At 64.3% G+C, this 26,151-nt stretch carries 25 protein-coding genes; 13 read left to right on the top strand and 12 right to left on the bottom strand.

Features of this window, described 5'->3' with window-relative positions; all coding sequences use genetic code 11:
- Positions 1 to 27: 27 nt before the first annotated feature.
- Both ACT6Q8_RS04985 and ACT6Q8_RS04980 read left to right on the top strand, forming a co-directional pair.
- Positions 28 to 696 (top strand): MarR family winged helix-turn-helix transcriptional regulator, encoded by a 669-nt coding sequence (locus ACT6Q8_RS04985; protein ID WP_054167472.1) that lies wholly within the window; start codon positions 28 to 30, stop codon positions 694 to 696.
- Complete coding sequence (locus ACT6Q8_RS04980) at positions 693 to 1,382, top strand: MOSC domain-containing protein (RefSeq protein ID WP_444734514.1); 690 nt, start codon at positions 693 to 695, stop codon at positions 1,380 to 1,382. The genes ACT6Q8_RS04985 and ACT6Q8_RS04980 overlap by 4 nt, the downstream gene beginning before the upstream one ends.
- Here ACT6Q8_RS04980 and ACT6Q8_RS04975 read toward each other — a convergent pair.
- Complete coding sequence (locus ACT6Q8_RS04975; RefSeq protein ID WP_444734515.1) at positions 1,379 to 1,783, bottom strand: acyl-CoA thioesterase; 405 nt, start codon at positions 1,781 to 1,783, stop codon at positions 1,379 to 1,381. The two genes, ACT6Q8_RS04980 and ACT6Q8_RS04975, sit on opposite strands and share 4 nt — an antisense overlap.
- A 99-nt stretch (positions 1,784 to 1,882) precedes the next feature.
- Here ACT6Q8_RS04975 and parE point away from each other — a divergent pair, with 99 nt between their 5' ends.
- The gene (gene parE, locus ACT6Q8_RS04970) at positions 1,883 to 3,874 is read left to right on the top strand and encodes a DNA topoisomerase IV subunit B (protein WP_444734516.1); all 1,992 of its coding nucleotides are present in this window, start codon (positions 1,883 to 1,885) and stop codon (positions 3,872 to 3,874) included.
- Between the two features lie 38 nt (positions 3,875 to 3,912).
- On the opposite strand, the gene ACT6Q8_RS04965 is transcribed toward parE, so the two are convergent.
- Positions 3,913 to 4,188: a succinate dehydrogenase assembly factor 2 gene (locus ACT6Q8_RS04965; RefSeq protein WP_054167469.1), complete on the bottom strand. Its 276-nt coding sequence runs from the start codon at positions 4,186 to 4,188 to the stop codon at positions 3,913 to 3,915.
- Positions 4,189 to 4,282: 94 nt separating this feature from the next.
- On the opposite strand from ACT6Q8_RS04965, the gene recG reads away from it, so the two are divergent.
- Positions 4,283 to 6,364 (top strand): ATP-dependent DNA helicase RecG, encoded by a 2,082-nt coding sequence (gene recG, locus ACT6Q8_RS04960; RefSeq protein WP_444734517.1) that lies wholly within the window; start codon positions 4,283 to 4,285, stop codon positions 6,362 to 6,364.
- Positions 6,365 to 6,369: 5 nt separating this feature from the next.
- On the opposite strand, the gene ACT6Q8_RS04955 is transcribed toward recG, so the two are convergent.
- From ACT6Q8_RS04955 to ACT6Q8_RS04945, 3 genes are all read right to left on the bottom strand, one after another.
- Positions 6,370 to 7,980: a methyl-accepting chemotaxis protein gene (locus tag ACT6Q8_RS04955; RefSeq protein ID WP_444734518.1), complete on the bottom strand. Its 1,611-nt coding sequence runs from the start codon at positions 7,978 to 7,980 to the stop codon at positions 6,370 to 6,372.
- Positions 7,981 to 8,092: 112 nt separating this feature from the next.
- Positions 8,093 to 8,785 carry an ATP12 family chaperone protein gene (locus tag ACT6Q8_RS04950; protein WP_054167466.1) on the bottom strand — a complete coding sequence of 231 codons (693 nt, stop codon included), beginning with the start codon at positions 8,783 to 8,785 and terminating at the stop codon, positions 8,093 to 8,095.
- Positions 8,786 to 8,790: 5 nt separating this feature from the next.
- Positions 8,791 to 9,462 (bottom strand): HAD-IA family hydrolase, encoded by a 672-nt coding sequence (locus ACT6Q8_RS04945; RefSeq protein ID WP_054167465.1) that lies wholly within the window; start codon positions 9,460 to 9,462, stop codon positions 8,791 to 8,793.
- Positions 9,463 to 9,652: 190 nt separating this feature from the next.
- Here ACT6Q8_RS04945 and ACT6Q8_RS04940 point away from each other — a divergent pair, with 190 nt between their 5' ends.
- Entirely contained in the window at positions 9,653 to 10,684 is a 1,032-nt protein-coding gene (locus tag ACT6Q8_RS04940; protein ID WP_444734519.1) for a BMP family ABC transporter substrate-binding protein, read from the top strand.
- 3 nt (positions 10,685 to 10,687) lie between these two features.
- Here the strand turns inward: ACT6Q8_RS04940 and ACT6Q8_RS04935 are convergent, their stop codons facing one another.
- The 3 genes from ACT6Q8_RS04935 to ACT6Q8_RS04925 are packed head-to-tail and all read right to left on the bottom strand — an operon-like array spanning position 10,688 to position 12,974.
- The gene (locus tag ACT6Q8_RS04935) at positions 10,688 to 11,722 is read right to left on the bottom strand and encodes an RluA family pseudouridine synthase (RefSeq protein WP_054167463.1); all 1,035 of its coding nucleotides are present in this window, start codon (positions 11,720 to 11,722) and stop codon (positions 10,688 to 10,690) included.
- A complete protein-coding gene (gene crcB / locus ACT6Q8_RS04930) occupies positions 11,719 to 12,099 on the bottom strand; it encodes a fluoride efflux transporter CrcB (protein WP_444734520.1) in 381 nt (126 codons plus the stop codon). The genes ACT6Q8_RS04935 and crcB overlap by 4 nt, the downstream gene beginning before the upstream one ends.
- Complete coding sequence (locus tag ACT6Q8_RS04925) at positions 12,096 to 12,974, bottom strand: hypothetical protein (RefSeq protein ID WP_444734521.1); 879 nt, start codon at positions 12,972 to 12,974, stop codon at positions 12,096 to 12,098. The genes crcB and ACT6Q8_RS04925 overlap by 4 nt, the downstream gene beginning before the upstream one ends.
- A 69-nt stretch (positions 12,975 to 13,043) precedes the next feature.
- Here ACT6Q8_RS04925 and ACT6Q8_RS04920 point away from each other — a divergent pair, with 69 nt between their 5' ends.
- Positions 13,044 to 13,523 (top strand): glutathione peroxidase, encoded by a 480-nt coding sequence (locus tag ACT6Q8_RS04920; RefSeq protein ID WP_444734522.1) that lies wholly within the window; start codon positions 13,044 to 13,046, stop codon positions 13,521 to 13,523.
- Positions 13,524 to 13,527: 4 nt separating this feature from the next.
- Here the strand turns inward: ACT6Q8_RS04920 and dgt are convergent, their stop codons facing one another.
- Positions 13,528 to 14,853 (bottom strand): dGTP triphosphohydrolase, encoded by a 1,326-nt coding sequence (dgt, locus tag ACT6Q8_RS04915; protein WP_444734523.1) that lies wholly within the window; start codon positions 14,851 to 14,853, stop codon positions 13,528 to 13,530.
- A 102-nt stretch (positions 14,854 to 14,955) separates the two neighbouring features.
- Between dgt and erpA the strand changes: the two genes are divergently transcribed.
- The 4 genes from erpA (at position 14,956) to ACT6Q8_RS04895 (ending at position 19,290) form a co-directional block, all read left to right on the top strand.
- Positions 14,956 to 15,336: an iron-sulfur cluster insertion protein ErpA gene (gene erpA / locus ACT6Q8_RS04910; RefSeq protein WP_444734524.1), complete on the top strand. Its 381-nt coding sequence runs from the start codon at positions 14,956 to 14,958 to the stop codon at positions 15,334 to 15,336.
- Positions 15,337 to 15,348: 12 nt separating this feature from the next.
- Positions 15,349 to 16,119: an exodeoxyribonuclease III gene (gene xth / locus ACT6Q8_RS04905; protein ID WP_054167458.1), complete on the top strand. Its 771-nt coding sequence runs from the start codon at positions 15,349 to 15,351 to the stop codon at positions 16,117 to 16,119.
- Positions 16,120 to 16,203: 84 nt separating this feature from the next.
- A complete protein-coding gene (locus ACT6Q8_RS04900) occupies positions 16,204 to 18,156 on the top strand; it encodes a multicopper oxidase family protein (RefSeq protein ID WP_444734525.1) in 1,953 nt (650 codons plus the stop codon).
- A 51-nt stretch (positions 18,157 to 18,207) separates the two neighbouring features.
- Positions 18,208 to 19,290: an isoaspartyl peptidase/L-asparaginase family protein gene (locus ACT6Q8_RS04895; RefSeq protein WP_444734526.1), complete on the top strand. Its 1,083-nt coding sequence runs from the start codon at positions 18,208 to 18,210 to the stop codon at positions 19,288 to 19,290.
- Positions 19,291 to 19,299: 9 nt separating this feature from the next.
- On the opposite strand, the gene ACT6Q8_RS04890 is transcribed toward ACT6Q8_RS04895, so the two are convergent.
- Positions 19,300 to 20,145 carry a cell envelope integrity EipB family protein gene (locus tag ACT6Q8_RS04890; RefSeq protein ID WP_054167456.1) on the bottom strand — a complete coding sequence of 282 codons (846 nt, stop codon included), beginning with the start codon at positions 20,143 to 20,145 and terminating at the stop codon, positions 19,300 to 19,302.
- Positions 20,146 to 20,406: 261 nt separating this feature from the next.
- Between ACT6Q8_RS04890 and ACT6Q8_RS04885 the strand changes: the two genes are divergently transcribed.
- A complete protein-coding gene (locus ACT6Q8_RS04885) occupies positions 20,407 to 21,171 on the top strand; it encodes a GGDEF domain-containing protein (protein ID WP_444734527.1) in 765 nt (254 codons plus the stop codon).
- A gap of 3 nt (positions 21,172 to 21,174) precedes the next feature.
- Here the strand turns inward: ACT6Q8_RS04885 and ACT6Q8_RS04880 are convergent, their stop codons facing one another.
- The gene (locus tag ACT6Q8_RS04880) at positions 21,175 to 23,676 is read right to left on the bottom strand and encodes a ligase-associated DNA damage response DEXH box helicase (protein ID WP_054167455.1); all 2,502 of its coding nucleotides are present in this window, start codon (positions 23,674 to 23,676) and stop codon (positions 21,175 to 21,177) included.
- Between the two features lie 105 nt (positions 23,677 to 23,781).
- On the opposite strand from ACT6Q8_RS04880, the gene ACT6Q8_RS04875 reads away from it, so the two are divergent.
- Positions 23,782 to 24,195 (top strand): GNAT family N-acetyltransferase, encoded by a 414-nt coding sequence (locus ACT6Q8_RS04875; protein ID WP_444734528.1) that lies wholly within the window; start codon positions 23,782 to 23,784, stop codon positions 24,193 to 24,195.
- On the opposite strand, the gene ACT6Q8_RS04870 is transcribed toward ACT6Q8_RS04875, so the two are convergent.
- A complete protein-coding gene (locus ACT6Q8_RS04870; protein ID WP_444734529.1) occupies positions 24,179 to 25,153 on the bottom strand; it encodes a hypothetical protein in 975 nt (324 codons plus the stop codon). The genes ACT6Q8_RS04875 and ACT6Q8_RS04870 overlap by 17 nt on opposite strands.
- Before the next feature lie 177 nt (positions 25,154 to 25,330).
- On the opposite strand from ACT6Q8_RS04870, the gene mazG reads away from it, so the two are divergent.
- Positions 25,331 to 26,140, top strand: coding sequence for a nucleoside triphosphate pyrophosphohydrolase (mazG, locus tag ACT6Q8_RS04865; RefSeq protein ID WP_444734530.1), 810 nt, complete (start codon positions 25,331 to 25,333; stop codon positions 26,138 to 26,140).
- Positions 26,141 to 26,151: the final 11 nt, after the last annotated feature.

Below are 26,151 nucleotides of genomic sequence, written 5' to 3'. Positions count from 1 at the left end.
CTGAGTGCAACCTTTGCGCGGGGCATCATGATCAATGACATGTTCGACCGGTTGAGCGAGCCGGCGGCGAACCGTCTGGCCGACGGGTTCGTTCGGGTGGCGGCGGCGTTGAAGGCCAATGACTGGCGCGATGCCACGCCCCACGGCCTGACGGCGACGCAGGCCCGCATCCTGACCCTGCTGCGTGACAATCCCGACGGTCTGCGCCCCGTCACCATTGCGGCCCGCATCGGGGTGAAGGCCCCAACGGCCAGCGAGGCGACGACCACCCTGATCCAGAAAGGTCTGGCAGCCCGTGTGGCCGCCCCCGATGACGGGCGCGGCAATCTGGTGCTGGCCACCCGCGCCGGTCTGGCCCTGGCCGACCGGTTCGGCGGGGGGCCAGTGTTCCTCATCGATGCGCTGGGCGATATGCCGGCGTCGGACCAACTGTCATTGCTGCGTCTGATGCTGCGCCTGATCCGCACGCTGCAACGGGCCGGCCATATCGCGCCCAGCAAAATGTGCTTGGATTGCAAATACTTCCAGCCGAATGTGAATCCGGGATCCGATCAACCGCACCATTGCCATTTCGTGGGCGCGCCGCTGGGTGACCGGCATCTGCGCCTGGATTGCCCCGAACAATCTCCCGCCCCCATTCCCGTCGCGAACGAGGTCTGGGCCGGCTTCCTGAATGATCGTGGAGAGGTGCGATGAGCATCATTCTGTCCCACCTGCTGACCGGCACGCCGCAGCCGCTGGGCGACAAGGCCGTGCCCAGTTCCATTGCCAGCCGTCGCCCCGTCACCGGTCCTGTGCGCGTCACCATGCTGGGGCTGACCGGCGATGCCGTGGGCGATACCAAGGTGCATGGCGGCCCGGACAAGGCCATCCATCTTTACCCGCACGATCACTATGCCGTCTGGGCCGCAGAGCAGCCGGCGATGGCGACACACCTGTCGCAAGCCGGGGCGTTTGGCGAAAACCTGTCGGTCGCGGGCCTGATGGAGGCGGATGTCTGCCTGGGCGATGTGGTGGCGCTGGGCACCGCCCGGTTGCAGATTGCGCAGTCGCGGCAGCCCTGCTGGAAACTGGGCGTGCGGTTCGGCCTGCCCACCCTGCCGCGTCTGGTGCAGAAGACGGGGCGTACCGGCTGGTACTACCGCGTGCTGGAGGAAGGCGAGGTCCAGGCCGGCGACGAATTGCGCCTGATCGACCGGCCAAACCCCGCCTGGACGCTGGCCCGCGCGCTCCGCACCCTTTATGTGGACACGTTGAACCGCGACGCCTTGGCCGAACTGTCCACCCTGCCCGGCGCCAGCGCGGGCCTGCAGCGTCTGGCCGCCAACCGGCTGGCCAATGCCGCCGTGGAGGATTGGGAGCGCCGGTTGGGGGGCAGTTAAACCGATACCGACCCTGGCACCACCGGACGCGGACGGCCATCCTTGCCCAGGGCGACATAGGTGAACACACCCTCCGTCACCTTATAGGCGGTGCCGTCATAGCGGCGGACCCAGACATCGACGCGCACCCGGATGGAGGTGTTGCCGATCCGCTCCACCTCTGTGTAGCAGTTCACCTCGTCGCCCACGGCGACGGGGCGGTGGAACTTCATGGCCTCCACGCCGATCGTCGCCACCGGCCCGCGCGCCACGCGCACGGCGGGCGCGGCCCCGGCCAAGTCCATCTGCGACATCACCCAGCCGCCGAACACCTGCCCGTTGCCGTTCAGATCGGCGGGCATGGCGAAGGTGCGCATGGAGGGCGCATCGCGGTCAAAATCCGGCATCCGTTCCTGGCTCATGCCCTGAAACTCCCTCTTTCATCAAAATGTAGGGGTCTATGTCATCGGGAGATACCGCATCTCCTTGAACAAGACCCCGACCCATTCCTATAATGGCGCATGAGCGACCTCTTCCAGAACTCCGCCGCCAAGCAAGACAGCTATTCCGCCCAGGACATCGAGGTCCTGGAGGGGCTGGAACCCGTTCGCCGCCGTCCCGGCATGTATATCGGCGGGACCGACGACCGTGCCCTACACCATCTGGTGGCCGAGATCTTGGACAACGCCATGGATGAGGCGGTGGCCGGCCATGCCAGCCGCATCGATCTGGACCTGTCCGCCGACGGAACGGTCACGGTGCGCGACAATGGCCGTGGCATCCCGACCGACGAGCATCCCAAATATCCCGGCAAGTCGGCGCTGGAAGTGATTTTCACCACACTGCATTCCGGCGGCAAGTTTTCCGGCAAGGTCTACGCGACCTCGGGCGGTTTGCATGGCGTCGGCTCGGCGGTGGTGAATGCCCTGTCCGACCGCCTGCATGTGGAGGTGGCGCGCGACCGGCAGCTGTTCACGCAGACATTCTCGCGCGGTTTGCCGCTGGGGCCGCTGACCCATGCGGGCGCGGTGCAGAATCGGCGCGGCACCACCGTCAGCTTCCATCCCGATGCCGAGATTTTTGGACCCGACGCGCATTTCAAGCCGGAACGGCTGTACCGGCTGTGCCGGTCCAAGGCCTATCTCTATCGCGGCGTGGAAATCCGCTGGTCCTGCGACACCGCCCTGATCAGCGCCGACAGCGGGGTGCCGGCGGCGGAGGTGCTGCATTTCCCCAATGGCCTGCTGGATTATCTGAACGGTACCCTGAAAAGCCGGACCACCGTCACCCCCTTGCCCTTTGCCGGACAGGCCGATTTCCCTGGCGATGCGGGCCGTGTGGAATGGGCCATTGCCTGGCCGGAGGATGATGAGGGCTTCAGCCACACCTATTGCAACACTATCCCCACCCCGTTGGGCGGCACGCATGAGGTAGGGCTGCGCGGTGCCCTGACCCGCGCCATCAAATCCTATGGCGAGATGTCGGGCAACAAGCGGGCCGCCACCATCACGGCGGATGATGTGATGGAAGGTGCCACAATCCTGCTTTCCGTCTTCATCCGCGACCCGCATTTCCAGGGCCAGACCAAGGAACGGCTGGTCAGCGCCGATGCGCAGAAGCTGACCGAAAGCGCCATCAAGGACCGGTTCGATCATTGGCTGTCCGGCTCACCCGACGCCGCCAAGACCCTGATTGAGCGGTTAATCGAGAAGGCGGAAGAGCGGGCGCGTAAAAAGGCGCAGAAGGAGATGGCGCGCAAGACGCCGACCCGCCGCCTGCGCCTGCCCGGCAAGCTGGCCGATTGTTCGCGCCAGAGTGCCGAGGATACCGAGATTTTCATCGTGGAGGGCGATTCGGCCGGCGGCTCCGCCAAGCAGGCCCGCCGCCGCGACACCCAGGCCATCCTGCCCCTGCGCGGCAAGATCCTGAACGTGGCCTCGGCCAGCGTCGACAAGCTGCGCGGCAATCAGGAACTGGCCGATCTGGCCCAGGCGCTGGGTTGCGGCACCGGCAAGGAATTCAGCGCCGACAAGCTGCGGTACGAGCGCGTCATCATCATGACCGACGCCGATGTCGACGGTGCCCACATCGCCTCGCTGCTGATGACCTTCTTCTATCGGGAGATGCCGGGCCTGATCCAGCAGGGCCACCTGTATCTGGCCCTGCCGCCGCTCTACCGTCTGGCCGGCGGCGGCAACACGCGTTATGCCCGCGACGATGCGCATAAGGACGAGTTGATGAAGACCGTCTTCAAGTCGGTCAAGGGCAAGGTGGAAATCAGCCGCTTCAAAGGCCTGGGCGAAATGCCGCCCGCGCAGTTGAAGGAAACCACCATGGACCCCTCCAAGCGCACCCTGCTGCGCGTCGTGGTCCCGGATCAGCGCGACCCGGACCAGAAGGACGATGTCGAAGAGACCAAGGCCCTGGTGGAAAGCCTGATGGGCCGCAAGCCGGAGCTGCGGTTCAAGTTCATCACTGAGAATGCGAAATTTGCGCAGGATTTGGATGTGTGACGGATGGGCTAAAGGTAGCCGCCACACACCCAAGCGCCTCACCCGTACCGGTGCGCCTTCAGCATGTCCATCAGCGCGTCGTCCCATTCCGGTGGCGTCGGTTCCTGGCCGGTGATCCAGTTATAGAGGTCGGGGTCGGACATTTCCAACAGCACCTCGAACCGGTCGACCATCGCCTCGTCCATCGTGGCGATATGTTTGCGGGCGAAGCTGCCCAGCAGCAGGTCCATTTCCTTGGTGCCGCGATGGTCGCTGCGGAAGATCAGGCGCTTGCGGCGGGGGGACAGGTCGGCGTCGGGAAGATCGATCATCATCTTGGTTCCGGTTTGATGCTGGGCTTTGATATAGAACCTGTGGGGCCGGCTGTCAGCCGTCCCCTGCCCCGTTCGTGTCAGATAGGGTCAGCCCTTGCGTCCCGCCATCCTGTTTCCCCTGTTCGCACCCGTGACTAGCCTGCCCGGCCTGGGTCCGCGCCTTGGCAAGCTGGCGGAAAAGCTGGCGGGCCCGCATGTGGTCGACCTGCTGTGGCATAAGCCCACGGGCGTGGTGGACCGTATCCAGGTGCCAAGCATTGCCGAAGCGCCCGACGGGCGGCATGTGGTGCTGACGGTGCGGGTGGATGGACACCTGCCCTCCCTGTCGCCCAGCCGCCCCTATCGCATCCGCTGCACCGACCATACGGGTGCGATGGATCTGGTCTATTTCCATATCAAGGGCGACTGGCTGGAGAACAAGCTGCCGGTGGGAACGAAGATCACCGTCTCCGGCAAGGCGGAGTATTATAATAATCACCTTCAGATCGCCCATCCCGACCATGCCGCCCCGGCGGATGAAGGCGCACCGCCATCGGCGACGGAACCGACATATCCGCTGACCGGCGGGCTGAACCCCAAGCCGCTGCGCACCGCCATCCAGGCAGCTCTGACCCGCGCGCCGGAACTGCCGGAATGGCAGGATGCGGCCTGGCTGAAGGCGCGGAACTGGCCCGATTGGCACGCCGCCCTGACCCGCCTGCACAACCCGGTGGATGAGGCGGATATCAACCCGCTGGGCCCGGTTCGCCAACGGTTGGCCTTTGATGAGCTGCTGGCCAACCAGTTGGCCCTGGTGCTGGTCCGCGCGCAGCAACGCAAGCTGACGGGACGGGTGACCAAGGGCGATGGGCGGCTGCGCGCCGCCGTCACGGCGGCACTGCCCTACCGCCTGACAGGGGCACAGGAACGGTCGCTGGCGGAGATTTTCGCCGACATGGAAGACCCGTCGCGCATGCTGCGCCTGTTGCAGGGCGATGTGGGCAGCGGCAAGACCATCGTCGCCCTGATGTGCATGCTGAACGCGGTGGAAACCGGCGCGCAGGCGGCCCTGATGGCGCCCACCGAAATCCTGGCGCGACAACATGTCGAAACCCTCACCCCCCTGTGCGCTGCCGCCGGCGTGCGCCTTGCCGTCCTGACAGGCCGCGACAAGGGCAAAGCGCGGGCCGCCCTTCTGGAACGGCTGGCGGCGGGGGAGATTGATATCCTGGTCGGGACCCACGCCCTGTTCCAGGAGGAGGTGGCCTTTGCCGATCTGGCGGTCGCCGTCATTGATGAACAGCATAAGTTCGGCGTGCATCAGCGCCTGCAACTGGCGGCCAAGGGGCGCGGGGTCGATACGCTGGTCATGACGGCCACCCCCATCCCCCGCACTCTGACCCTGACGGTCTATGGCGACATGGATGTGTCACGCCTGGATGAGAAGCCGCCGGGGCGGCAGCCGGTGAAGACGGTGGTCATGCATGCCGACCGTCTGGACGAGGTTGCGGGCGGCCTTGCCCGCGCCATCGCGTCGGGCCAGCGCATCTATTGGGTCTGCCCCTTGGTGGAGGAAAGCGAACAGGTTGACCTTGCCGCCGCCACGCACCGCCATGCCACCCTGGTGGAACGGCTGGGCGACCGTGTCGGCCTGATCCATGGCAAGATGAAGGGGCCGGACAAGGATGCCGTCATGGCAGCGTTTGCCGAAGGGCGCCTGGACGTTCTGGTCGCCACGACCGTGATCGAGGTGGGCGTGAATGTGCCCGAAGCGACCATCATGGTGATCGAACATGCCGAGCGTTTCGGTCTGGCGCAGCTGCACCAGCTGCGTGGCCGCGTCGGGCGTGGCACGGGGGCCAGCACCTGCCTGCTGCTCTACTACCAGCCGCTGGGTGACGTGGCGCGGCAGCGTCTGCAGGTGATGAAGGATACCGAGGACGGTTTCATCATCGCGGAGAAGGACCTGGAACTGCGTGGTGCCGGCGAAATGCTGGGCACCAAACAGTCGGGCATTCCCGAGTTCCGGCTGGCCGATGTCGCGGTGCATGGCGAATTGCTGGCCGTGGCCCGCGACGATGCTCGCCTGATCGTCAACCGCGACCCAGAACTGGAGTCCGACCGAGGCAAAGCCCTGCGCACCCTGCTCTACCTGTTCGAGCGGGATGCGGCCGTGAAATACCTGCGGTCGGGGTGAGCGCCTTAGAAGCCAGCCGCTTGCTGTGTTGCCGTCCCCGGCTCGTTCTGCAAGCGGTCCAGTTGTGCGACGACGCGTTCGGACGCTTCCTCCACCAGGGCGATTTCCTTCATGGCCCCGTCCAGGTCGCCGGCATTGAACAGTTCGACGGCGCGGATGCCATGTTCATGCACCGACTTGTGCGGCGCCTCCAGGCCCGCAAAGGCCGGGTGCCCGCGAAGGGGCAGTGAGCCGGCGCCATAGTACCATTTACCCAGACGGCAAGCGTCGTGGCGTGCCAGTTCGGCGGCGTTCAGCGTCTGCAAACCCACAACCATGTCGGCCAGCCGCTTCTTCCACATGATGTGGTCGACCTTGGCGATCTTCACGATCTTGTTGGGGATGTCCTGCTTCATCAGGTCGGATAGCTGCTTGCCCAGCAGCGATTCCACACCCTTGGTGGCATCGACATTGCGCATGATGGCCTGGCTGTTGCGCGCGGCCCGGCTGGCAATGTCGGTCACGCCCTGGGCCACTTCTTGCGCCGCCGCCGTCTGCTGGTGCAGGATGGCGGCGATTTCGGCCATGCGTTCGGTCGTGGTATCGACGCGGGTCGTCACATCATCGATCCGGGCCGAAACCTCGCGCATCTGGTCCTGCCCCGCGGCGACGGCGCGGGTGCCATCCTGCATCGACCCGACAATGGTGGCCATTTCCGCGCGCAGATGCGCCAGACGGGAACGGATATCCTCCGTCGCGCGACCTGTCTGGTTGGCAAGGCTTTTCACCTCCGACGCGACCACGGCAAAGCCCTTGCCGGCCTCGCCTGCGCGCGCCGCCTCGATGGTGGCGTTGAGCGCCAGGAGGTTGGTCTGGGCGGCAATCGCCTCGATGCTGGCCAGGATGTCCTGGATACGGTCGGACGCTTCGGACAGTTCGGACACACGCGACGCGCTCTGCGCCACCGCATCGGCAATGGCATCCATACCGCGCACGGCATTGGCAACCGCCTGACGCCCGCCTTCGGCCACGTCATGCGCCTCCGACGCCAGCCGGGCCACATCCTGGCTGCGGGCGGAGATTTCGTTGACGCCGGCGACGGTTTCTTCCGTCGCGGCGGCAATGGCCTGCGCCTGGCTGTCCACGGCCCGCAACTGCCCCACCATTTCTGCATTCGCAATAGAGGCATCATTGATGGCCGTGGCGACATCGACGGTGCGGTCCATCAGGCTGGCGATGAAGCCCGCCGTATCGGGCACTGAATGCCCGGCAGCGGTCTTGGCGGTGGCAACCGGTGACAGCAGCACCGACAGTGCCTCGGCCACAACCACGCCCAGCACCCGGACACCATCGACAGCCGCCGCCTGTTTCCAGCGGGAGGACGCGATCAGCGCTGCCGACAGATCGGCCTGTACCGCCGCAAAACCCGCCGCCAGCATGGCGGGAGACTTGCCCGAAGCCCGGAATGCGGCGGCCAGTTCCGCCTGTTTGTCCGCCGGCAAGCTGCCATCAATCAGGGAACGCAGGCTGGAAGCAGTTAATCCATCGATATCCAGGCGGCGCTGCAAAGCATTTACGGCGCCATCCACAGCATTGCCAATACGTGCGAATACTGCACGGACTTCATCATTCCGCATCCCAACCAGTCCCCCCAAGAACATACGTATCTTTGTTGGCGACAGCTTGTATCAGGTTTGGCGACAACTGGAAATGCCACCTGAAATTTTGCGCAATGCGGAATGAAATGCTTCAGCGCAGCAAATCAAGGAACCGGACAGTATGGGCCAGATCGGCGCGCTGCACCGCGCGGCGGTCGGCGGCTTCCCAATCCTCGCCCCATTTCTCGATCTGGTAATTCTCATCCAGCTGGGCCAGATCGAAGGCCTGTTCCGCATTGATATGGCGGTCGATCAGGGCCAGGGACACCAGCAGCGAACCTGTGATGCCGATGGTGTTCTGCAACGCCGTCAGGTGCCATTCATCCAACTGGTCCACGGCGGCGCGCAGGGCCTTCAACGCACCTTGTGGCTGCGGCCTGTGGATGATGCCGGTGGCGATCAGCAGGTGCGCGTCATAGCGGCGGGCCGCCCAGTCCAGCAGTGGGTTCCACAAGGTTGCCTGCCGTTCCACCAGTTCCGCTGGCTCGTCAGCGCGGTAACAGACCAGTTCGCTTTCGCCATAGACAGCGGATGCTTCGGCCACCGCCTCCAGACGGCCGCGCACGCCGTCGATGCTGGTGCTGGCCAACTGCGTCAGCGGCATGGTGGCGGGCTTCACCTCATCCCCCTGGGCGGCCCATTCGGCGGCAATCGCCTCGGCCAGGGCCTGGGTCGGCACCACCAACGGCAGCTTGGCAGGCGTGCGCACCGGCTTGCCATCCAGGGTCAGGGTGAAGCCACCTTCAGCGGCGATGGTTTCCACTTGGCGGTAAAAGCGCTTCATGATCCTCAATCCTTGACCAACAGGCCCGTCACCGCACCGGGGAGGGCCGAATATTCATGCACCAGAAGGTCCGCACCCGCCGCCAGCAGTTCCGCCCCCGCGTGATAGCCCCAGGACACGCCGATGGACCGGACGCGGGCGTTGCGGGCCATCAGGATGTCAAAGCTGGTATCCCCAATGACGACCGTATCCGCCGCCTCCGCCCCGCTTTCGGCCAGGGCCGCGAACACCATGTCGGGGCTGGGCTTTCCCGCCACCCGGTCGCTGGTCTGCAACGTAACGAAACGCGGCGCCAAGCCATGATGGGCCAGCGTGGCATCCAGACCGCGCCGGCTTTTGCCCGTGGCGATACCCAGAACGAACCCGGCCGCCTCCAGCGCGTCCAGCGCCGCCACCACACCATCGAACAACGGTTCCGGGTGGGTGCCGGCCAGGCGGTTGCGGTAGAAGGCGGCCTTGTACGCCTCTGATATGGCCTCATGCGCTTCGGCTGTCAGATCGGGTGATAGGGTGGCGACCGCCTGTACCAGCGGCAGGCCGACCACGCGCCGTACGTCGCGGGCCGGCGGCGGTACCAGGCCATGGTCTGCAAACCCCGCCTCCATGGCGGCGACGATGGCGTGCTGGCTGTCCACCAGGGTGCCGTCGCAATCGAACAGGGCAAGTCTCAGGGGCATAACATCTCAAGGCATCAGGTCGGGCCAACCCCTTGCTACCCCGCACCACCGCCGCTGTCGAGTGGGGGCGCGGCATGCATGGCATGCCGCAGGAATGAACCAAAGGGATAGGTGGTGCCGGCTGTCCATCGATATCAAACCCTGGATATAGATGGCATGATTACGCTCTAACCGGGAACCATACGTTCGAATGCGGCTGTTCTATGCATTGATGATTGTCCTTAGTTTCTTGCCCGCACCATTGGCGTGCGCTTCGGACGATTATGGCGTCATCTACAGCGGTCAGAAGGACGATCAGGTCTATAATTCGCTTGTCGTTTCCGCCACCGAACGGCTCGAGGCAGAAAAAGGCATCCGGTTTCGTCAGCGCGTGATCAACAGTGAACAGGACAGTGCAGAGGCCATCCGCGCCTTTGTGGATCGGGGCATCACCACCTTGCTGCTGGTCGGATATGTCCATGACAAGGCCCTGGTCCATCTGGCGCCCATCTATCCGCACGCACGCTTCACCATCATCGACAGTGCTGTTAAGGCGCCCAATGTCCGGTCCATCCGATTCCGGGAGCAGGAGGCGGGGTTCCTGGCCGGCATGGCGGCGGGCTTTGCCAGCAAGTCGGCGAAGCTGGCCTTCATCGGTGCCGTCGCGACGCCGCCGGTACAACGTTTTGGATGCGGCTTCGTGCAAGGCGCGCGGGAGACAGGTCGGCCGCTGTCGGTGATCACCCGCTACATGACCAAGGATATGGATGGGTTCCGCGACCGGCGTCTGGCACGGGTGGTTGCTGAAGAACTGATCAATGAGGGGGCGGATGTAGTGTTCCCTGCCGCCGGCGTAGCCAGCCGGGATGCGCTGCTGACGGCGGCACAGGCGGGACATATGGGCATCGGCGTGGATAGCGACCAGGAAACGCTGGCCCCTGGCCATATCGTCACCACCGCCCTGAAACGTGTCGATGTGGCCGTCTATGGTGCGCTGCGTGATCTTGTGGACGGACACTGGTCAGCCGGCAGCCAGGAACTGGGCATTGCCGATGGTGGCGTTGACTGGGTGCGTCAGGGAGCTGACCGCTTTCTGACCCCTGACCAGATACGTGCCATCGAAAACGCCAAGCATCGCATCAGAACCGGTCACCTGACCGTGCGTCAGACCGATGCTGTCTGCGAACAGCCGGAATTGCGGCTGGCGGCGCAGGACGCACCGCCAGCACATCACCTGCAATAAGGATCAGTCCAGCGCCGCGAACGGGTCTTCCTTCAGATTGGCGCTGAAACCGAAATAATCCCACGCCCCCCGCATATGGTCCGGCAAGGGCGCGGTCACGTCGATGGTGCCACCGCGCGGATGCGGGATGATGATACGGCGGGCATGCAGATGCATCTGCCGCTTCATGTCGGCCCCATCGATGAAGGCCTTCTGGCCTGCATATTTGCCATCGCCCAGGATGGGTGTGCCGATGGCGTTCATATGCACGCGCAGCTGATGCGTGCGGCCCGTGCGCGGCCACAGGGCCACGAAGGCCGCCTTGCGGTGGGCATGTTCCAGAACGGTGTAGTAGGATTGCGCACGCTGGCCGTTGCGTTCATCGATCATCATCCGCTCGCCCCCCGCCGACATTTCCTTGGCGATGGACAGGTCGATGCGGCCCTGATGCGGTTCCGGCACGCCGACCGTGATCGCCCAATAGATCTTGCGCGCATCGCGGCCCCGGAAACTTTCGGTCAGGCGCGTGGCGGCAAAGGCGTTGCGGGCCAGGACCAGACAGCCGCTGGTATCCTTGTCCAGACGGTGAACCAGCTTGGGCCGACCGGCCGCGTCGAATTTCAACAGGTCCAGCATGGCGTCCAGATGCTTGGCCTGTCCCGTCCCGCCCTGCACGGCCATGCCGGCAGGCTTGTCCAGTACGATGACGTCGGCATCGCGGTAAAGGACGCAGGCGCGCAGAGCCGCGACTTCCTTATCGCTGAACAGCGGCTTGGCCGACTTGGCCGCAGTCTCCTGCCCCTCTGCCGGGGCGGGTGCCGCATCTGGAAGGGGCGGGATGCGCACGGACTGGCCCGCCATCAGGCGGGTATTGGCGTCGGCGCGCTTGCCATCCACCCGCACCTGACCGGTGCGCAGCAGCTTTTGCAGCACGCCATGCCCCACTTGCGGGTAATGCCGTTTGAACCAGCGGTCCAGGCGGATATCGGCCTCATCCTCGGCCACCAGCTTTGTTTCGACGATCTTTGCGGGACCGCGCGCTTCACCGGCATCGCTCATGCCGTCACCATCCGTACCAGATAAAGCCCGGCGAACAACCCGCCGATGCCAACAATTAACGACGACAGCACATAGGCCGCCGCCACACCAATATCCCCCCGTTCCAGCATTACCGCCACATCCAGGGAGAAGGTGGAAAAGGTCGTGAACCCGCCCAGAATGCCGACCGTCAGAAAGGCGCGAACCTCCGCCGGTGGCGACCAGGCCTGGGCCATCAGGGCGACCAGCAATCCCATGACGAAGGAGCCAACGATATTCACCGTCAGCGTCGCCCAGGGAAAGCCCGTGCCGAACAGCCGACCGAACCACAGCCCTGTCAGATACCGCGCCACGGAGCCGAACGCACCACCGATTGCGACATAGAACACCATCTTCATGCGCCGACCCCGAATATCCAGCCCTCACGCCGGGCAATGTCGAGCGTCAGGCCGGCGGGGTTCCAGGCCGAAGCCTTGCCCGCCAGCCGCGACAGCCCGGCCGCCGTGATGATGGCATCCCCGATGTGATCGTCAAACTGTTCCGGCAGGTCGGACGACAGGGTGCATCCAAAATGCGCCACCGCATCGGCCATGGCCGCCCGCCCCGTGATCTTGCGCACGCCCCCCAGCGCCTGCTTGCGGAACAGGGTGGGGTAGATTTCCATCACCACGCTTTGCCCAGCGGCTGGCTGTTCCGCCGGCCAAACCGCCAGCCTGTCACCCGCCAATTCCCGCAGCCGCTTAAGGGTGCGCATGCCGGCCAGCGAGGCTTTGCCCACCTGCTTGGCCGCCGCCGCCAGCTTGAACAGCGACACGGGCGTGCCCGCCCCCGTCTCTGCCGCCACAACCTCCACCACCCGCCGCTTGGTGGAGCCATCGCCCCAATGCGTGGGCGTGGGGCCGGTGATCCAGAAGCTGGGGTGAAGGCGCGGGTCATGAACGGCGGCACCGGCGAAATCATCCTCGGCCCCATTACTGGCCTGATCGATTAGGTCCCAAAGGGCGAACATGTCGGCCACATCCGGCACACGGCCATCCAGATAGCCGACACCATCGACCCAGGGCATGGCGAATCCGAAATCAAACCCGGCCAGGATGCGGCGGCCCAACGCGATCTGTTCTGCGATCCAGTCGGCCACCTCCTGTCGTCGCCAATGGCGATCACGGGGCCAGACGGGGCGGACCACGCTGGACGGATCACAGGCGGCCACGGCCACCGCGCGGGCCGGCTGTGCGCCTGTCCAGTCGATGCCCACGAAAAGATCGAATTCCATCCCTGCCCCGCATTGCCAATTGCCCCCCGCCCGTCGCATCATCGCGCACAATCAACGGGGAGTGTGTCCATGACCAGCATCTATGACTTCAGCGCCAAGACACTCGATGCCAAGGATGTGTCACTGGGTGACTGGCGCGGCAAGGTCATGCTGATCGTGAACACCGCGTCGAAATGCGGTTTCACCTATCAGTATCAGGGTCTGGAGGCTCTGCACCGCGATTATGCGGCGCGCGGTCTGGCCGTCCTGGGCTTCCCCTGCAATCAGTTCGGCAAGCAGGAACCGGGCGACGCAGCGGAAATCGCCAATTTCTGCTCGCTCACCTATGACGTCACCTTCCCCATGTTCTCCAAGATCAACGTGAATGGCGACAATGCCCATCCGCTGTACAAATGGATAACCAAGGAAAAGCGAGGTTTTCTGGGCAGCAGCCGGATCAAATGGAACTTCACGAAGTTCCTGGTGGATCGGTCGGGCAAGGTGGTGGACCGGTTCGGGCCGACAACCAAGCCGGAAGCATTGAAGACGGCGATTGAGGGGTTGTTATAAGCCCTCACCCCGCGATCAACTGCGCCTGCCGGATGGCGAAGCGGTCGGTCATGCCGGCGATGTAATCCATCAGCGACCGGGTCCAGCCGGCCCGGTCATAGGGGATTTGCCGGATGCCCGGCACGGTTTCCAGCAATGAGGCGAAGCGGCGGGGCAGGTCGGCACCCGGCCCCGCCTTTTCACGCGCCAGCAGCGCCTCGGCATAGGCATCTAGCAAGGTGGTGACGGTGCGGGCGGCAATGATGTCGGTTTCGCAGCGCTGATGCCCGCGATAGATCTGGGTGTAGGAAACGTCGGAGATGTCCTTCAGCGCGTCGGTGCGTTCAATCATCTTCAGCAGCGGGCCGACCGGCTTGCCCTCCATGATGTCGGGCAGCTTGTCCAGGAAGGCGGCGGCCGCGTCGGTGACCAGCCGGTCGATGGCGCGGGCGCGCAGATAGATCAGGCGGCGATCCTCATCCTCGATCCCCTCATACTCCGCCCGGTCCCAATCGATCAGCGGTTCCAGCAGTTCCTCCGCATCGGCGAAGGACAGCATGCGCATCTTCACCGCATCCTCGATATCCACGATGGAGTAGCAGGCATCGTCCGCCGCCTCCACCAGATAGGCCAGCGGATGCCGGCACCACGCATCGCGCCCGATGGAGATCAGGCCCAGCTCACCCGCCACCTCTGCCATCAGGTCGGTTTCGCTGCCCAGGAAGCCATATTTACGCTTATGCGGGCGTTCCTCCCCGGCGAAGGCCGGGGCTGCCCAGGGATATTTGCCATAGGTACCCAGCGTGGCCGCCGTCAGTTGCAACCCGCCCTGCGCGCGCCAGCCCTGCAGGCGGGTCAGCACCCGGAAGCCCTGGGCGTTGCCTTCGAAGTTGGACAGTTCGGCGGCCTGCTGCCCATCCACGCCCGACAGGATTTCACGCCCCAGGGTGGTGCCTGCGAACCAGTCGGAAATCACATCCTCCCCCGTATGGGCAAAACACGGCGTGCCCAGGTCGTGAGCCAGCGCGCCCGCACCCACCACGTCGCCGATATCGGCGGCGCTGGCCGGCACGGCATCCTGGCCATAGCGGGCAATGATCTCCGCCCCCGCCCAACTGCCCAGCGACCGGCCCACCCGCGCCGCCTCCATCGAATGGGTCAGACGGGAACGCACATAATCCGACCCGCCGATGCCATGCACCTGCTGCTTGTCCGACAGGCGCCGGAAGCTGGTGGAAAAGGTGATGCGGTCGATATCGATCTCAAACGCGCTGCGATAGGGCAGTTCCGGGGCCAAACCGTCCTTGGCCAGACGCTTGCGGGACAACAGGGACTGCCAACGCATCATCATGCTATCTCCAGCGCATGCCATGCCCACCTTTGACGGACACGCCTTCGCCGCTTACATAGGGTGTAAGCGTTTGTCCAGTCGTTAGCAGACAGGAACCATTCAATGACGATCACATCGGCCAGTACCGGCGACGCCGGCACCCCGCCGCCCGGCCCCAAGGCCATGACCCTGTCCGACAGTGCCGCCCGCCGCATCACCAAGCTGGCGATGCTGGAGGGCAATCCCGACCAGATGCTGCGCCTGACCGTTTCGGGTGGCGGCTGCTCCGGCTTTCAGTACGGCTTCTCCTTCGACACGGTCACCAACGAGGATGACCATGTGTTCGCCAAGGACGCCGCCAAGCTGGTGGTGGATGATGTCTCGCTCGACCTGCTGGCCGGTGCCGAGCTGGATTTTGTCGAAGACCTGATGGGCAGCTATTTCAAGGTCGTCAATCCCAACGCCGCATCCTCCTGCGGCTGCGGCACGTCGTTTTCGGTTTGAGGGTAGCCCATCGTGAAGATCGCCACCTGGAACGTAAACTCCGCCAAGGCCCGTCTGGCCAATATCACCGAATGGCTGATTGAGGCGGCACCTGATGTGGTGCTGTTCCAGGAGATCAAATGCGAGACGGCGTCGTTCCCGGCGGCCTCGTTCGAGGAGTTGGGCTATCACGTCCATGCCGTGGGTCAGAAGGCCTATAACGGCGTAGCGATCCTGTCGAAATCGCCCGTCACCGACATCATCACCCGCCTGCCGGGAGAACCGGAGGATGAGCAGGCGCGCTATGTCGAGGGCACCATCGACGGGGTTCGCATCGCCAGCCTTTACCTGCCCAACGGCAATCCGGTGGGAACGGAGAAATACCCCTACAAGCTGCGCTGGATGGAACGTCTGCGCCTGCATGCGGCGGAGTTGCTGAAAAGCGGACAGCCCGTGGTGCTGGGCGGTGACTATAACGTCATCCCCGCCGCCGAAGATGTCTATGACCCCGTCGGCTGGCGCGAAGATGCGCTGTTCCGGCAGGAAACGCGGCTGAAGTTCCAGGAAATCCTGGCGCTGGGCTATACGGAGGCGTTTCGTACCCTGCATCCGGGCCTGGTTCCTGCCTACAGCTTCTGGGATTATCAGGCCGGCGCCTGGCCCCGGAACAATGGCCTGCGCATCGATCATTTCCTGCTGTCGCCGCAGGCCGCCGACCGCATCGTGGCGTGCGAGATCGACAAGGGGCCCCGCGCCAAGGAGAAGGCGTCGGATCACACGCCCGTGATCCTGACACTGGCTTAAGACCCGTATCGGTTGTATATAGCATACATCTGAAATCCTGTTATCCTGCCCTATGTGCGTCAAGAATCGGGGGGATAAAGGGTTATGCGGACAGTGTTGAAAGCGGGCGTTGCGGCCCTGTGCCTTGCCATGGCGGGGCCGGTCATGGCGGCGGAACTGGTCAATCCGCCTGACATGCGGCGCAACGCTGCCGGGCAATATGATCTGGAGGCTGTGACGGCCGAATACCGGCTGCCGCCCTTTACCCAGCGCATCACCAGCCGCAGCTTCATTTCCAAAGGTACCGGCAAGTGGGACGAGACGCGCAAGCTGCTGGTCGGCCCCACGCTGCGCGCCTCGCCGGGGGAAACAGTGCGCATCCGCATGACGAACCGCATGAAGGCATCGGCGGGTGACGGCGATTACTACCCGTTCAGCAACAGCCATGACAGCGACAAGCCGGCCCCCGACAGCACCAATGTCGATACGCTGCCTCATGGCTTTGACATTCTGAACCTGCACACGCACGGCCTGCATGTCACGCCGCTGGGCAACAGCGACAATGTGCTACTGAATATCCTGCCGGAAGGGGCGACCGCTGCCGATCTTCGCAAGGCCTGCCATTCGGAAACCGACAAGAACGTGGCGCACCGCCATGTCTGTGTCGAAGGCGCCTTCGATTATGAATACAAAATCCCGGAGCAGCATCCGGCGGGCACCTTTTGGTATCACCCGCACAAGCATGGCGCCGTCGCCATGCATCTGGGCAGCGGCATGGCCGGTGCCTTGATCATCGAGGATAAGAAGAACGGCATCGACAGTCTGGAGGCCGTGAAACAGGCCAAGGCCCTGAATGGCGAACGTGTCCTGGTGTTTCAGCAGATCGAATTCACGCGCAGCAACCCGCTGACGGACCCGGAGCCGCTTTATGCTGTAAACTGTCAGGCGGCCTATGGCCCACAGGTCTGCGGCCAGTTGGGCAATAAATCGCTGGAGAATTCGGCGGTGAATGCCAAGCTGTCGGTGAACGGGCAGATGGATGCCACCATCACCATGGCGCCGGGTGAGGCGATGCTGTGGCGCGTGATCAACACCACCATCCGCAACAACCTTCCGCTCTGCGTCCTGCCCCTGCCGGGCACCGGCGCGCCCGCCCCCGCACTTTATGCCCTGGCCGCCGATGGCGTGCCGATCAAGCGCCCCCTGCCGGCGGGCGCGCAGGACCTGCCTTTCAGGCTGGGTGCCCCCGTCTATGACCTGACCACGCCGACGGCAGGCACGGATGTCATCAATAACGAACTGAGCATCATGGCGCCGGGCCAGCGTCTGGACGTGATGGTTCAGGCGCCGGAGGCCGAGGGGCGTTACGCCCTGTTCCAGCCGAACCCCAACAATGCGCCGACGGCCACCACCGGCCTGTGCCAGGTGCCGCAACTGGACAGCAATAACCGCCTGCCATCGGATCAGGTGGTTCTCTATATCGACGTGAAGAAGCATAAGCGGAAGGTCAACACCGCCCTGCCCACCCAGACACAGTTGAACGCCCTCTACACGCCCGACGATGTGGCTAGCCGCACGGATGTGCCGGTGGGGCCGACGCAGGGGGTGGTGTTCGGCTTCACCAATTATGAATTCGCCCCCACGGCCATACAGGGCGCGTCCGTCGTGAATGGCCGGCCCTTCAACCTGGAGCGGGTGCAGCGTCGGCTGAAACTGGAGCAGACGGACCTGTGGGCGGTGCAGAGCGCCAGCGACACGCATATCTTCCACATCCATATCAACTCGTTCCAGATCACCCAGCGCGGGTCGGTCAAGTATGACTTCCCCATCTGGCGCGATACGGCCCTGATTAATTGCGCCACAGGTCCTGGCGGCTGCACCTTCCCCGCCGGCAACACGATCCAGCAATCGGGCGTTGCGGCGGGCGGAAGCGGCAATGGTGAGGTGCTGCAATTCGTCAGCCGCGCGCTGGATTTCACCGGCCCTATGGTCATGCACTGCCACAATGTGAACCACGAGGATAATGGCATGATGGAACTGATCGAACTGGTGAAGTGACCGGTGCGGCTGCTATCTCTCTACCCGCAAACCATTCCGGGGAGAGTGACCGTGCGCCGCAATCCGATCCGCCTTGCCACCCTGCTGCTGGGTTCCGCCTTGGCCCTGTCCGCCTGCGCCACGCAGAAGCAGGCGGCCGCCCCTGCCCGCCCCGCCTGGGCCCTGGCCATCCATGGCGGGGCCGGGGTGATGGACCGGGAAACCATGGGGCCGGAAACGGAGGCATCCTATCGCGCCGCCATGCATGCAGCATTGGACCGGGGGCGCGCGGTCCTGGAAAAGGGCGGAACGGCAATGGACGCCGTCGTCGCGGTGGTGCGCAGGCTGGAGGATGATCCGCAATTCAATGCCGGCAAGGGGGCGGTCTTCACCGCCGATGGCCGCAACGAACTGGATGCCGCCATCATGGACGGTGCCACGCTGAAGGCCGGTGCTGTCGCGGGCATCACTGGCACCAAAAATCCGATCACCCTGGCTCGCGCCGTCATGGAGAAATCACCCCATGTCATGCTGATTGGCGCCGGGGCAGAGAAGTTCGGGCAGCAGGCAGGCGTGGAACAGGCCGATGCTGCCTGGTTCTTCACCGAACGGCGCTGGCAGTCCCTGAAGAAGACGTTGAAGGAACGCGGCCTGCCCATCCCCGCCCGTCCGGCGGGAGTGGGCCCGGAACCTGTGCCGCTGGCCGCCGCTGATATGGCGTTTGAGGATCGTAAATACGGTACCGTGGGCGTGGTGGCGCTGGACACTGCCGGCCATGTCGCCGCCGGCACCTCCACCGGTGGCACCACCGCCAAGCTGTGGGGCCGGGTCGGCGACGTACCGATCATCGGGGCCGGAACCTATGCCAATGACAAATCCTGCGCCGTGTCAGCCACCGGCACGGGGGAATATTTCATCCGCCTGGGTGTGGCGCGCGCCATCTGTGATCTGGTTGAATTGAAGGGAATGAGCCTGCAAAAGGCTGCGGATGAGGTGATCCAGGCCCGCCTGACGGCATTGGGCGGCGATGGCGGCATCGTCGCCGTGACGCCCGATGGTCAGGTGGCCTGGTCCTTCAACACATCCGGCATGTACCGCGCCCGGCAGGTGGCGGGTGGCGAGCCGGTGGTCGGCATCTTCAAGGGAGAGCCCTGACGGGCAGTATCAGCAGGGCGGCTTGCCAGCCTTTTCCAGGGTCTCCAGCTCCATGGAGACCCGGAAATCGCCGTAATCGACCAGCATGGACCGGACCACGCCGTTTTCCTGCAAGACCATGCTGGTCTCGTAATCCGGCAGCGGTTCACCGGGATTGATGGGGAAGAAGGCCAGCGACACCTGCCACGCCTTCGCGGCCAGCAGATCGGCATCCTTCACCTTCATCACGGCGGGGGATCGCAGCTTGCCCACGATAGTGTTGACGGGGCTTGCCCCCTCCGCCTCCGCCCCGTCGAACACGGGCACGGAGAACAGATTTTCCGGTGATCCGGCCTGTGTCAGCACACGCAGCGTATGGGCCGTGGGGAACATTGTGCCGGGTTTCAGCGGCATCGACCGCGACTCCGGCTTGTCATAACGGACATTGCCGCCACCCTTCCCGTCCAGCGTGGCACCGCCGGACAGTTCCTCATCCACTTCGCCATTCACCAGCTTGCGGACATTGAAGCGATAGGCAGAACCGTCCTTCGCCTCCCACGTCGCGTAGTTGGTGATGAGGTTCATGTCTTCCCCTTCGGCATAGGAGAAGCGGACCTGGAACCGCTGATCGATGGTCCAGCCATCGCAGGCATCATTCCAGGAAAAGCTCATCTGCCCGTTCACATCGGTAATGCCGCTTTGCAGCCGCGCATGGTCCAGCTTCAGACGATATGTCGCCTTGTGCGGTGCGATATCGATGGCAGTGCGGGCAAAAGCCGGAACAGTACCGGCACTGCCCAGCAGCAGGGCCAGGGCAAAGGCGACGGCGGGGCGGGCGGTGCGGCGGGCGCGGGAAAGGGCGGTCACGTTGGGCATGGGCCTGGGTGATGGCTAAGGTGATCATCTTGCGCCCGCGAACGGTCCGCCGCAACGGGCATTCGCACGGCAGGAAGGATGAGGGGGCGACTGGGCAGCATTTGCCACACCGGCACCGGGGCCACCCGGCAAGAACTGCAGCGCGGCAGGAACGTGGCAGCCAAGGTCGAATTTCAACCCATTGTTTTTATGCGATTTTTCGAATGGCACACCCCTTGCTGATACCGGTGCGGAGTATCAGCCCATTCAGGGGAGTAGACTATGAGCCCGTTCGATAGTGTCCAGACCCGTCCGATGACGATGGCTCGTGGCCTGGATCGTGGCCTGTCGGCTTTCCCCGGCGCTGCCCCACAACAGACCAACAGCTTGCATAACCTGGCACGCAGTGTCGTCGGCGGCCTGGGGAACCCCGTGGCCCCGGACCTTGGCCCCGTGTCGATGAATGCGGATACCTATGTCTTCCTTTTGCAGGACACGATCATGCGCCTTCGGGAAGCGGAGGCGAAGATCACGGAGCAGAAGGAACGAATCGAACATCTTGAAACCTTGTCCATGACGGACGAGTTGACCGGCCTTCTGAACCGCCGCGGCTTTGTCGAGGCCTTCCATCGCGAGTTGGCGATGGCCCGGCGGACGGGCATGGGCGGTGTCCTGGTCATCATCGATCTGGATGGTTTCAAGGGCGTCAATGACAGTCACGGCCATCTCTGCGGCGACTGGTATCTGCGTCAGGCGGCCCGCATCCTGAAGGACAATGTCCGCGCCAACGACATCGTTGCCCGGTTCGGCGGCGACGAATTTGCGGTGCTGCTGACCCATACCGATCAGGCCCAGGGCATGGCGCGGGCGGAAATGCTGTCCAGCATCTTCAACGCCCAATCCTGCCAGTGGCAGATGCAGTCCCTGCCCATGCGCGCCAGTTTCGGCATGCAGGCCTTTGGCGTCGGCGACCAGGAAGAAGACCTGATCCGCCGTGCCGACGCCGGCATGTACCGGGCCAAGCGCAAGGCAAAGGCCGCACGGTAAGCGTCAGATCAGACGGCCCTGCCGCTCCCCCGGCGGGGCCATCAGTTCGGGCACCGCCTCTTCCAGCAGCTCATTCACCGCTTCATCCAGCAGGGCGTCGATGGCGCTGCCCTGGATATGCTCCCGCCCGATTTCCAGGATGACGGGCACCGCCAGCGGCGAAATCCGGTCCAGACGGCGGTGCAGGATACGTCCCTGTACACGGCTCAGCATGCCTGCCACACGGCGCACATCGGTCAGACCCGCCGCCGCATCAGCCCGCGTGGCCCGCAGCAATACGTGCCCCGGTTCATGCCGGCGCAGCACGTCATAGATCAGATCGGCGCTGAACATCACCTGCCGCCCCGTCTTTTCCAGGCCGGGATGGCGGCGTTCGATCAGGCCGGAAATGACGGCGACAGAACGGAAAAGGCGCTTCAGCATGGAGCTTTCCTCCATCCACGCCTCCAGATCATCACCCAGCATATCCTGATCAAACAGCGCATCCAGGTTGGTGGCCGGCTTCAACGACCAGATGGCCAGCACATAATCGGTGGCGACAAAGCCCAAGGGATGCAGCCCCGCCCGTTCCATGCGCCGTGTCAGCAGCATGCCCAGCGTCTGATGCGCGTTGCGTCCTTCGAAACAATAGGCGACCAGATATTCCTTGTCGTTGCGGGGGAAACTCTCCACCAGCAGGCCCGACGCGTCCGGCATCACGGATCTATATTGCTGCAACCGCAGCCATTCCTGCACCGCCTCGGGAAACGCATCCCATTGGCGCGGGTCGGACAAAAGTGCCCGCACCCGGTCGGCCAGATGGGTGGATAGCGGCAGGCGGCCACCGGCATAGGCAGGAACCTTGGGCGTGCCCTGCCCGCCCTTGGCCGCGATCACGTCATTGTCGCGGATGCCGACGAATTTCAGCAACTGTCCGGCAAAGATGAAAGTGTCACCCGGCACCAGGCCATTGACGAAATATTCCTCCACCCTTCCCAGCACCTGCCCCCGGTTCAACCGGACATTCAGCATCACCTCTTCCACGATGGTGCCGATATTCAGGCGATATTGGCGCGACACCATGCCGTTGGCCGCCTGCCACAGGCCTGTATCCGGGTCCTGGGTCAGGCGCTTGAACTTCTCATAGGCACCCAGCGCGTAACCGCCCGTGGCCACGAAATCGAAGACATCGTCGAACTCATCGCGCGAAAGATTGGTGTAGGGGCTGGCCCGTACCACCTCCGCATAAAGCATATCCGGGCTGAACGGCCCGGAACAGGCCACGCCAGTGACATGCTGGGCCAGTACGTCCAGCGCGCCGGGGCGCAGCGCCTCGCCATCCAGCGTGCCGGCCTTGATGGCCGCCACCGCCGCCTCGCATTCCAGCACCTCGAACCGGTTGCCGGGCACCAGCAAGGCCTTCGATGCCTCATCCAGGCGGTGGTTGGCGCGTCCGATGCGTTGCAACAGGCGGGACACGCCCTTGGGCGCGCCCACCTGCACCACCAGATCAATCTCCGCCCAGTCGATACCCAGGTCGAGGGAGGAGGTGGCGACCACAGCCCGCAGCTTGCCGGCGGCCATCGCCGCCTCCACCTTGCGCCGCTGCTCCACGGCCAGACTGCCATGGTGCAGGGCAATGGGCAGATTGTCGGTATTCAGGCGCCACAGTTCCTGAAAGGCCAGTTCGGCCTGGGCGCGGGTATTCACGAAAACCAGCGTAACGCCATGGTCACGGATACGCTGATACACCTCCCCCATGGCATGCAGGGCCATATGGCCAGCCCAGGGCAGATGCTCCTTGGTCGCCAGGATTTCCACTTTGGGCGGGGCACCGGGCCGACCGCGCACGACCCGTACGGGCGCCAATTCACCGTCATCATCGTAAAGCCGCCCCGTGGGCGACAGCCAGGCGGTCAGGGCATCCGGATCGGCCACGGTGGCCGACAGGCCGGCGCGAAGGGCATAGGGGGCAAGGCTGGACAGCCGGGCCAGACACAGGGCCAGCTGGTCCCCACGCTTGGTGCCGGCCAGGGCGTGCAACTCATCAATGACGATACGGCGCAGGGGCCGGAAAATGTCGCCCGCATCGGGGTAGGAGACCATCAGGGCGAGACTTTCCACCGTGGTCATGAGGATATGCGGCGGCTTGGTCCGCTGCCGCGCCCTTTTGGCTTCCGGCGTGTCACCGGTGCGGGTTTCGGCCCGGATAGGCAGGCGCAAGGATGCGATGGGGGCTTCCAAATTGCGCTGGATATCGACCGCCAGCGCCTTTAGCGGCGAGATATAGAGCGTGTGCAGCCCCTCGCGCGGGCGTTCGGACAGGTCGATCAGGCTGGGCAGAAAACCCGCCAGCGTCTTGCCTGCACCTGTCGGCGCGATCAGCAGCGCATGCATCCCGTCACGCGCGGCAGCAACCATGCCCAACTGATGTGGACGCGGGGCCCAGCCCTGTGACCGGAACCAGCCGGCGATACCGGGCGGGATCAGGTCATCATCGTCGCAAAGATCAGGTGCAGGCTGCATGGGCGCATCATGACGGAACGGAGAGCGAACGGAAAGGGGCGTTGCGGCAAGAACCAGCATGGACCTATACCGATCCTACCCCCCCTTTCAACCGCCTGAGCCACGATGATCCGCACCGCCACCGACACCGATATCCCTACCCTGATGCGTATCCGGTCGGCCGTGCAGGAGAACCGGTTGAGTGATCCGTCGCGAGTGCCGGCCTCCGCCTATCAGGAATTCCTGGCTGTCAGCCGAATCTGGCTGTTCGAGGATGCGGGCGGCATCCATGGGTTTGCGGCGGCCGACCCGCGCGATGGCAGCATATGGGCTCTATTCACCGATCCCGCCGCCGAAGGCCGGGGCATTGGAAAGGCATTGCTGCCCTATGCGCTGAACGATTTGCGTGCCGCCGGCTGGCGGACGGCCAGCCTGTCCACGGGTCCCGGCACCCGCGCCGACGAATTCTACCGCCGCCAGGGCTGGACCCCGGACGGAATGACGGACGGTGGGGAACAGGGCTTCACGAAGGCGCTGTAGCACCCGTGGACCGGCGTGGTTTCAGGATCAGGCGTTTGCCCGGATAGTCGATGGTGACGTTCCAGCGGCGCAGGGCGGCGGCCCCGATGGTGCCGATGCTGCTACCCATTTCCAGGCTGCCCGGCGGGCTGTAGAGACTGGGCACGTCGGGCATGGCGGCACCACCCGCGCGCAGCGTCACCGGCGCCCCTTCCCGCTGTTCCTCCAGCCCATTGATATAACAGGCCTTGCGTACCTTGCCGCCCGGTGGCGGCAGGATCAGGGCCGGATCGGTGCCGGCGCGCAGCAGCAGGGGCGTGTTCTTGCCAGTGTCGATATGGAACAGGCCATCAACCGACATGCCATCCGGCAGGGTCACGCCGGCCCGTACATAGATATGCCCTTCCTTGAATTCCAACGGAAGGATGGTGCCGCCATCAGGCGTCCAGACCTTGGGATCGTGCAGACGCAGGCGGTTCGCATCGAAATCCAGTTCCGCCACGTAATGGCGCAGCAGGTCGGCCCCGACGATACCGCGTATGCCCAACTGATCCAGCTTTTCACGGCAGGGCATGGTGTCGATGGGTACCGCCACCATGGGCAGGTCGCGCAGGGATACGGGCCCAAAATCAAGCGCGAAGCCAAAACGGAAGGAACCGACGGGGCTGGCCGGGCTGTCGCCCAGCTTCTGCGCGTCAGACAAATCCAGCCCCAGGGGCGCCGTTTCCGTCCCCGCCAGCAGCACGGAGACCGGGGCACCCGTATCCAGCGCGAACAGCAGATCGGCCTTGCCGTTCACCGATCCGTGAAAGGTGATCAGGCCATTGCCGTCCTGGATGGACAGGTCGAGCGGCAGGGGGCCGGCCGGCACGGCCACAGCTGCTTCCCGCGCCTGCTGGAACCGCATCGTATCCACCAGAAGGCAGCCCGGCAAAAGCGCCAGGGCCGCCACCATCATCCATCCGACATGCCGTCTCATGAATATCACCGCTCATTTTGAACAACGTTCTTTTCAGTTAACCATGATCGCGCCGCCGGACAATGTCGCTTCGCCTCATGCGCATGGGGCCAATTCGGTTGCCTGGGGTCCCCGCCCCTGGCTTCACAGCGCCCTGTCCGATAAGGTCGCGGCAGACCCGATAACGGATGCGGTGCGATGACGGACAATACCACCCGCCTTCTGGACATCATGGCGAAGCTGCGCGACCCGGATGGCGGCTGCCCCTGGGATCTGGAGCAGGATTTCGCCACCATCGCCCCGCACACCATTGAAGAAGCCTATGAGGTGGCGGACGCCATCCAGTCGGGCGACATGATGGCCGTGAAGGATGAACTGGGCGATCTGCTGTTTCAGACCGTGTTCTATGCCCAGATGGGCAAGGAACGCGGCCTGTTCGATTTCGACGCCATTGCCGGCCATATCGCCGACAAGATGATCCGCCGCCATCCCCATGTTTTCGGTGAAGTGTCGGTCAATACCGCCGACGATCAAGTGAAACACTGGGAAGAACTGAAGGCGCGGGAGCGGGCGGAGAAGGCGGCGGCCAGCGGCATTCCGCCCTCTGCCCTGGACGGCATCACGCCCGGCCTGCCGGCCCTGACGCGCGCCGTGAAGTTGCAAAAGCGGGCGGCCCGCGTCGGCTTCGACTGGACCCAGGCCGAAGAGATCCTGGACAAGATCGAGGAAGAGATCGGGGAACTGCGGGCCGAGATCAAGGCGCGCCAGCAGGAGAAGGCACGGGTGCAGGACGAACTGGGCGACCTGCTGTTCGCGCTTGTCAATCTTGCCCGCCGGCTGGAGATCGACCCGGAAACGGCCCTGCGCGGAACCAATTACAAGTTCGACCGGCGGTTCCGCTTCGTCGAACAGGCCCTTGGCAAACAAGGCAAAAAGCCGGAAACCTCGACCCTGGACGAGATGGAAACACTGTGGGTTGAGGCAAAGCAAACTGAACGCAAGTCGTGATCCAAGTACCG

It is taken from the genome of Niveispirillum sp. (assembly GCF_052437035.1).
Classification (GTDB): domain Bacteria; phylum Pseudomonadota; class Alphaproteobacteria; order Azospirillales; family Azospirillaceae; genus Niveispirillum.
This window is presented reverse-complemented; position numbering and strand designations above follow the sequence as displayed.

Excerpts from the sequence above, each read along its gene's own strand:
- ACT6Q8_RS04985 (WP_054167472.1), top strand. The coding sequence starts at position 28 with ATGATCAATGACATGTTCGACCGGTTGAGCGAGCCGGCGGCGAACCGT.
- ACT6Q8_RS04980 (WP_444734514.1), top strand. The coding sequence starts at position 693 with ATGAGCATCATTCTGTCCCACCTGCTGACCGGCACGCCGCAGCCGCTG.
- ACT6Q8_RS04975 (WP_444734515.1), bottom strand. The coding sequence starts at position 1,783 with ATGAGCCAGGAACGGATGCCGGATTTTGACCGCGATGCGCCCTCCATG.
- parE (WP_444734516.1), top strand. The coding sequence starts at position 1,883 with ATGAGCGACCTCTTCCAGAACTCCGCCGCCAAGCAAGACAGCTATTCC.
- ACT6Q8_RS04965 (WP_054167469.1), bottom strand. The coding sequence starts at position 4,188 with ATGATGATCGATCTTCCCGACGCCGACCTGTCCCCCCGCCGCAAGCGC.
- ACT6Q8_RS04955 (WP_444734518.1), bottom strand. The coding sequence starts at position 7,980 with ATGCGGAATGATGAAGTCCGTGCAGTATTCGCACGTATTGGCAATGCT.
- ACT6Q8_RS04950 (WP_054167466.1), bottom strand. The coding sequence starts at position 8,785 with ATGAAGCGCTTTTACCGCCAAGTGGAAACCATCGCCGCTGAAGGTGGC.
- ACT6Q8_RS04945 (WP_054167465.1), bottom strand. The coding sequence starts at position 9,462 with ATGCCCCTGAGACTTGCCCTGTTCGATTGCGACGGCACCCTGGTGGAC.
- ACT6Q8_RS04940 (WP_444734519.1), top strand. The coding sequence starts at position 9,653 with ATGCGGCTGTTCTATGCATTGATGATTGTCCTTAGTTTCTTGCCCGCA.
- ACT6Q8_RS04935 (WP_054167463.1), bottom strand. The coding sequence starts at position 11,722 with ATGAGCGATGCCGGTGAAGCGCGCGGTCCCGCAAAGATCGTCGAAACA.
- crcB (WP_444734520.1), bottom strand. The coding sequence starts at position 12,099 with ATGAAGATGGTGTTCTATGTCGCAATCGGTGGTGCGTTCGGCTCCGTG.
- ACT6Q8_RS04925 (WP_444734521.1), bottom strand. The coding sequence starts at position 12,974 with ATGGAATTCGATCTTTTCGTGGGCATCGACTGGACAGGCGCACAGCCG.
- ACT6Q8_RS04920 (WP_444734522.1), top strand. The coding sequence starts at position 13,044 with ATGACCAGCATCTATGACTTCAGCGCCAAGACACTCGATGCCAAGGAT.
- dgt (WP_444734523.1), bottom strand. The coding sequence starts at position 14,853 with ATGATGATGCGTTGGCAGTCCCTGTTGTCCCGCAAGCGTCTGGCCAAG.
- erpA (WP_444734524.1), top strand. The coding sequence starts at position 14,956 with ATGACGATCACATCGGCCAGTACCGGCGACGCCGGCACCCCGCCGCCC.
- ACT6Q8_RS04900 (WP_444734525.1), top strand. The coding sequence starts at position 16,204 with ATGCGGACAGTGTTGAAAGCGGGCGTTGCGGCCCTGTGCCTTGCCATG.
- ACT6Q8_RS04890 (WP_054167456.1), bottom strand. The coding sequence starts at position 20,145 with ATGCCCAACGTGACCGCCCTTTCCCGCGCCCGCCGCACCGCCCGCCCC.
- ACT6Q8_RS04885 (WP_444734527.1), top strand. The coding sequence starts at position 20,407 with ATGAGCCCGTTCGATAGTGTCCAGACCCGTCCGATGACGATGGCTCGT.
- ACT6Q8_RS04880 (WP_054167455.1), bottom strand. The coding sequence starts at position 23,676 with ATGCAGCCTGCACCTGATCTTTGCGACGATGATGACCTGATCCCGCCC.
- ACT6Q8_RS04875 (WP_444734528.1), top strand. The coding sequence starts at position 23,782 with ATGATCCGCACCGCCACCGACACCGATATCCCTACCCTGATGCGTATC.
- ACT6Q8_RS04870 (WP_444734529.1), bottom strand. The coding sequence starts at position 25,153 with ATGAGACGGCATGTCGGATGGATGATGGTGGCGGCCCTGGCGCTTTTG.
- mazG (WP_444734530.1), top strand. The coding sequence starts at position 25,331 with ATGACGGACAATACCACCCGCCTTCTGGACATCATGGCGAAGCTGCGC.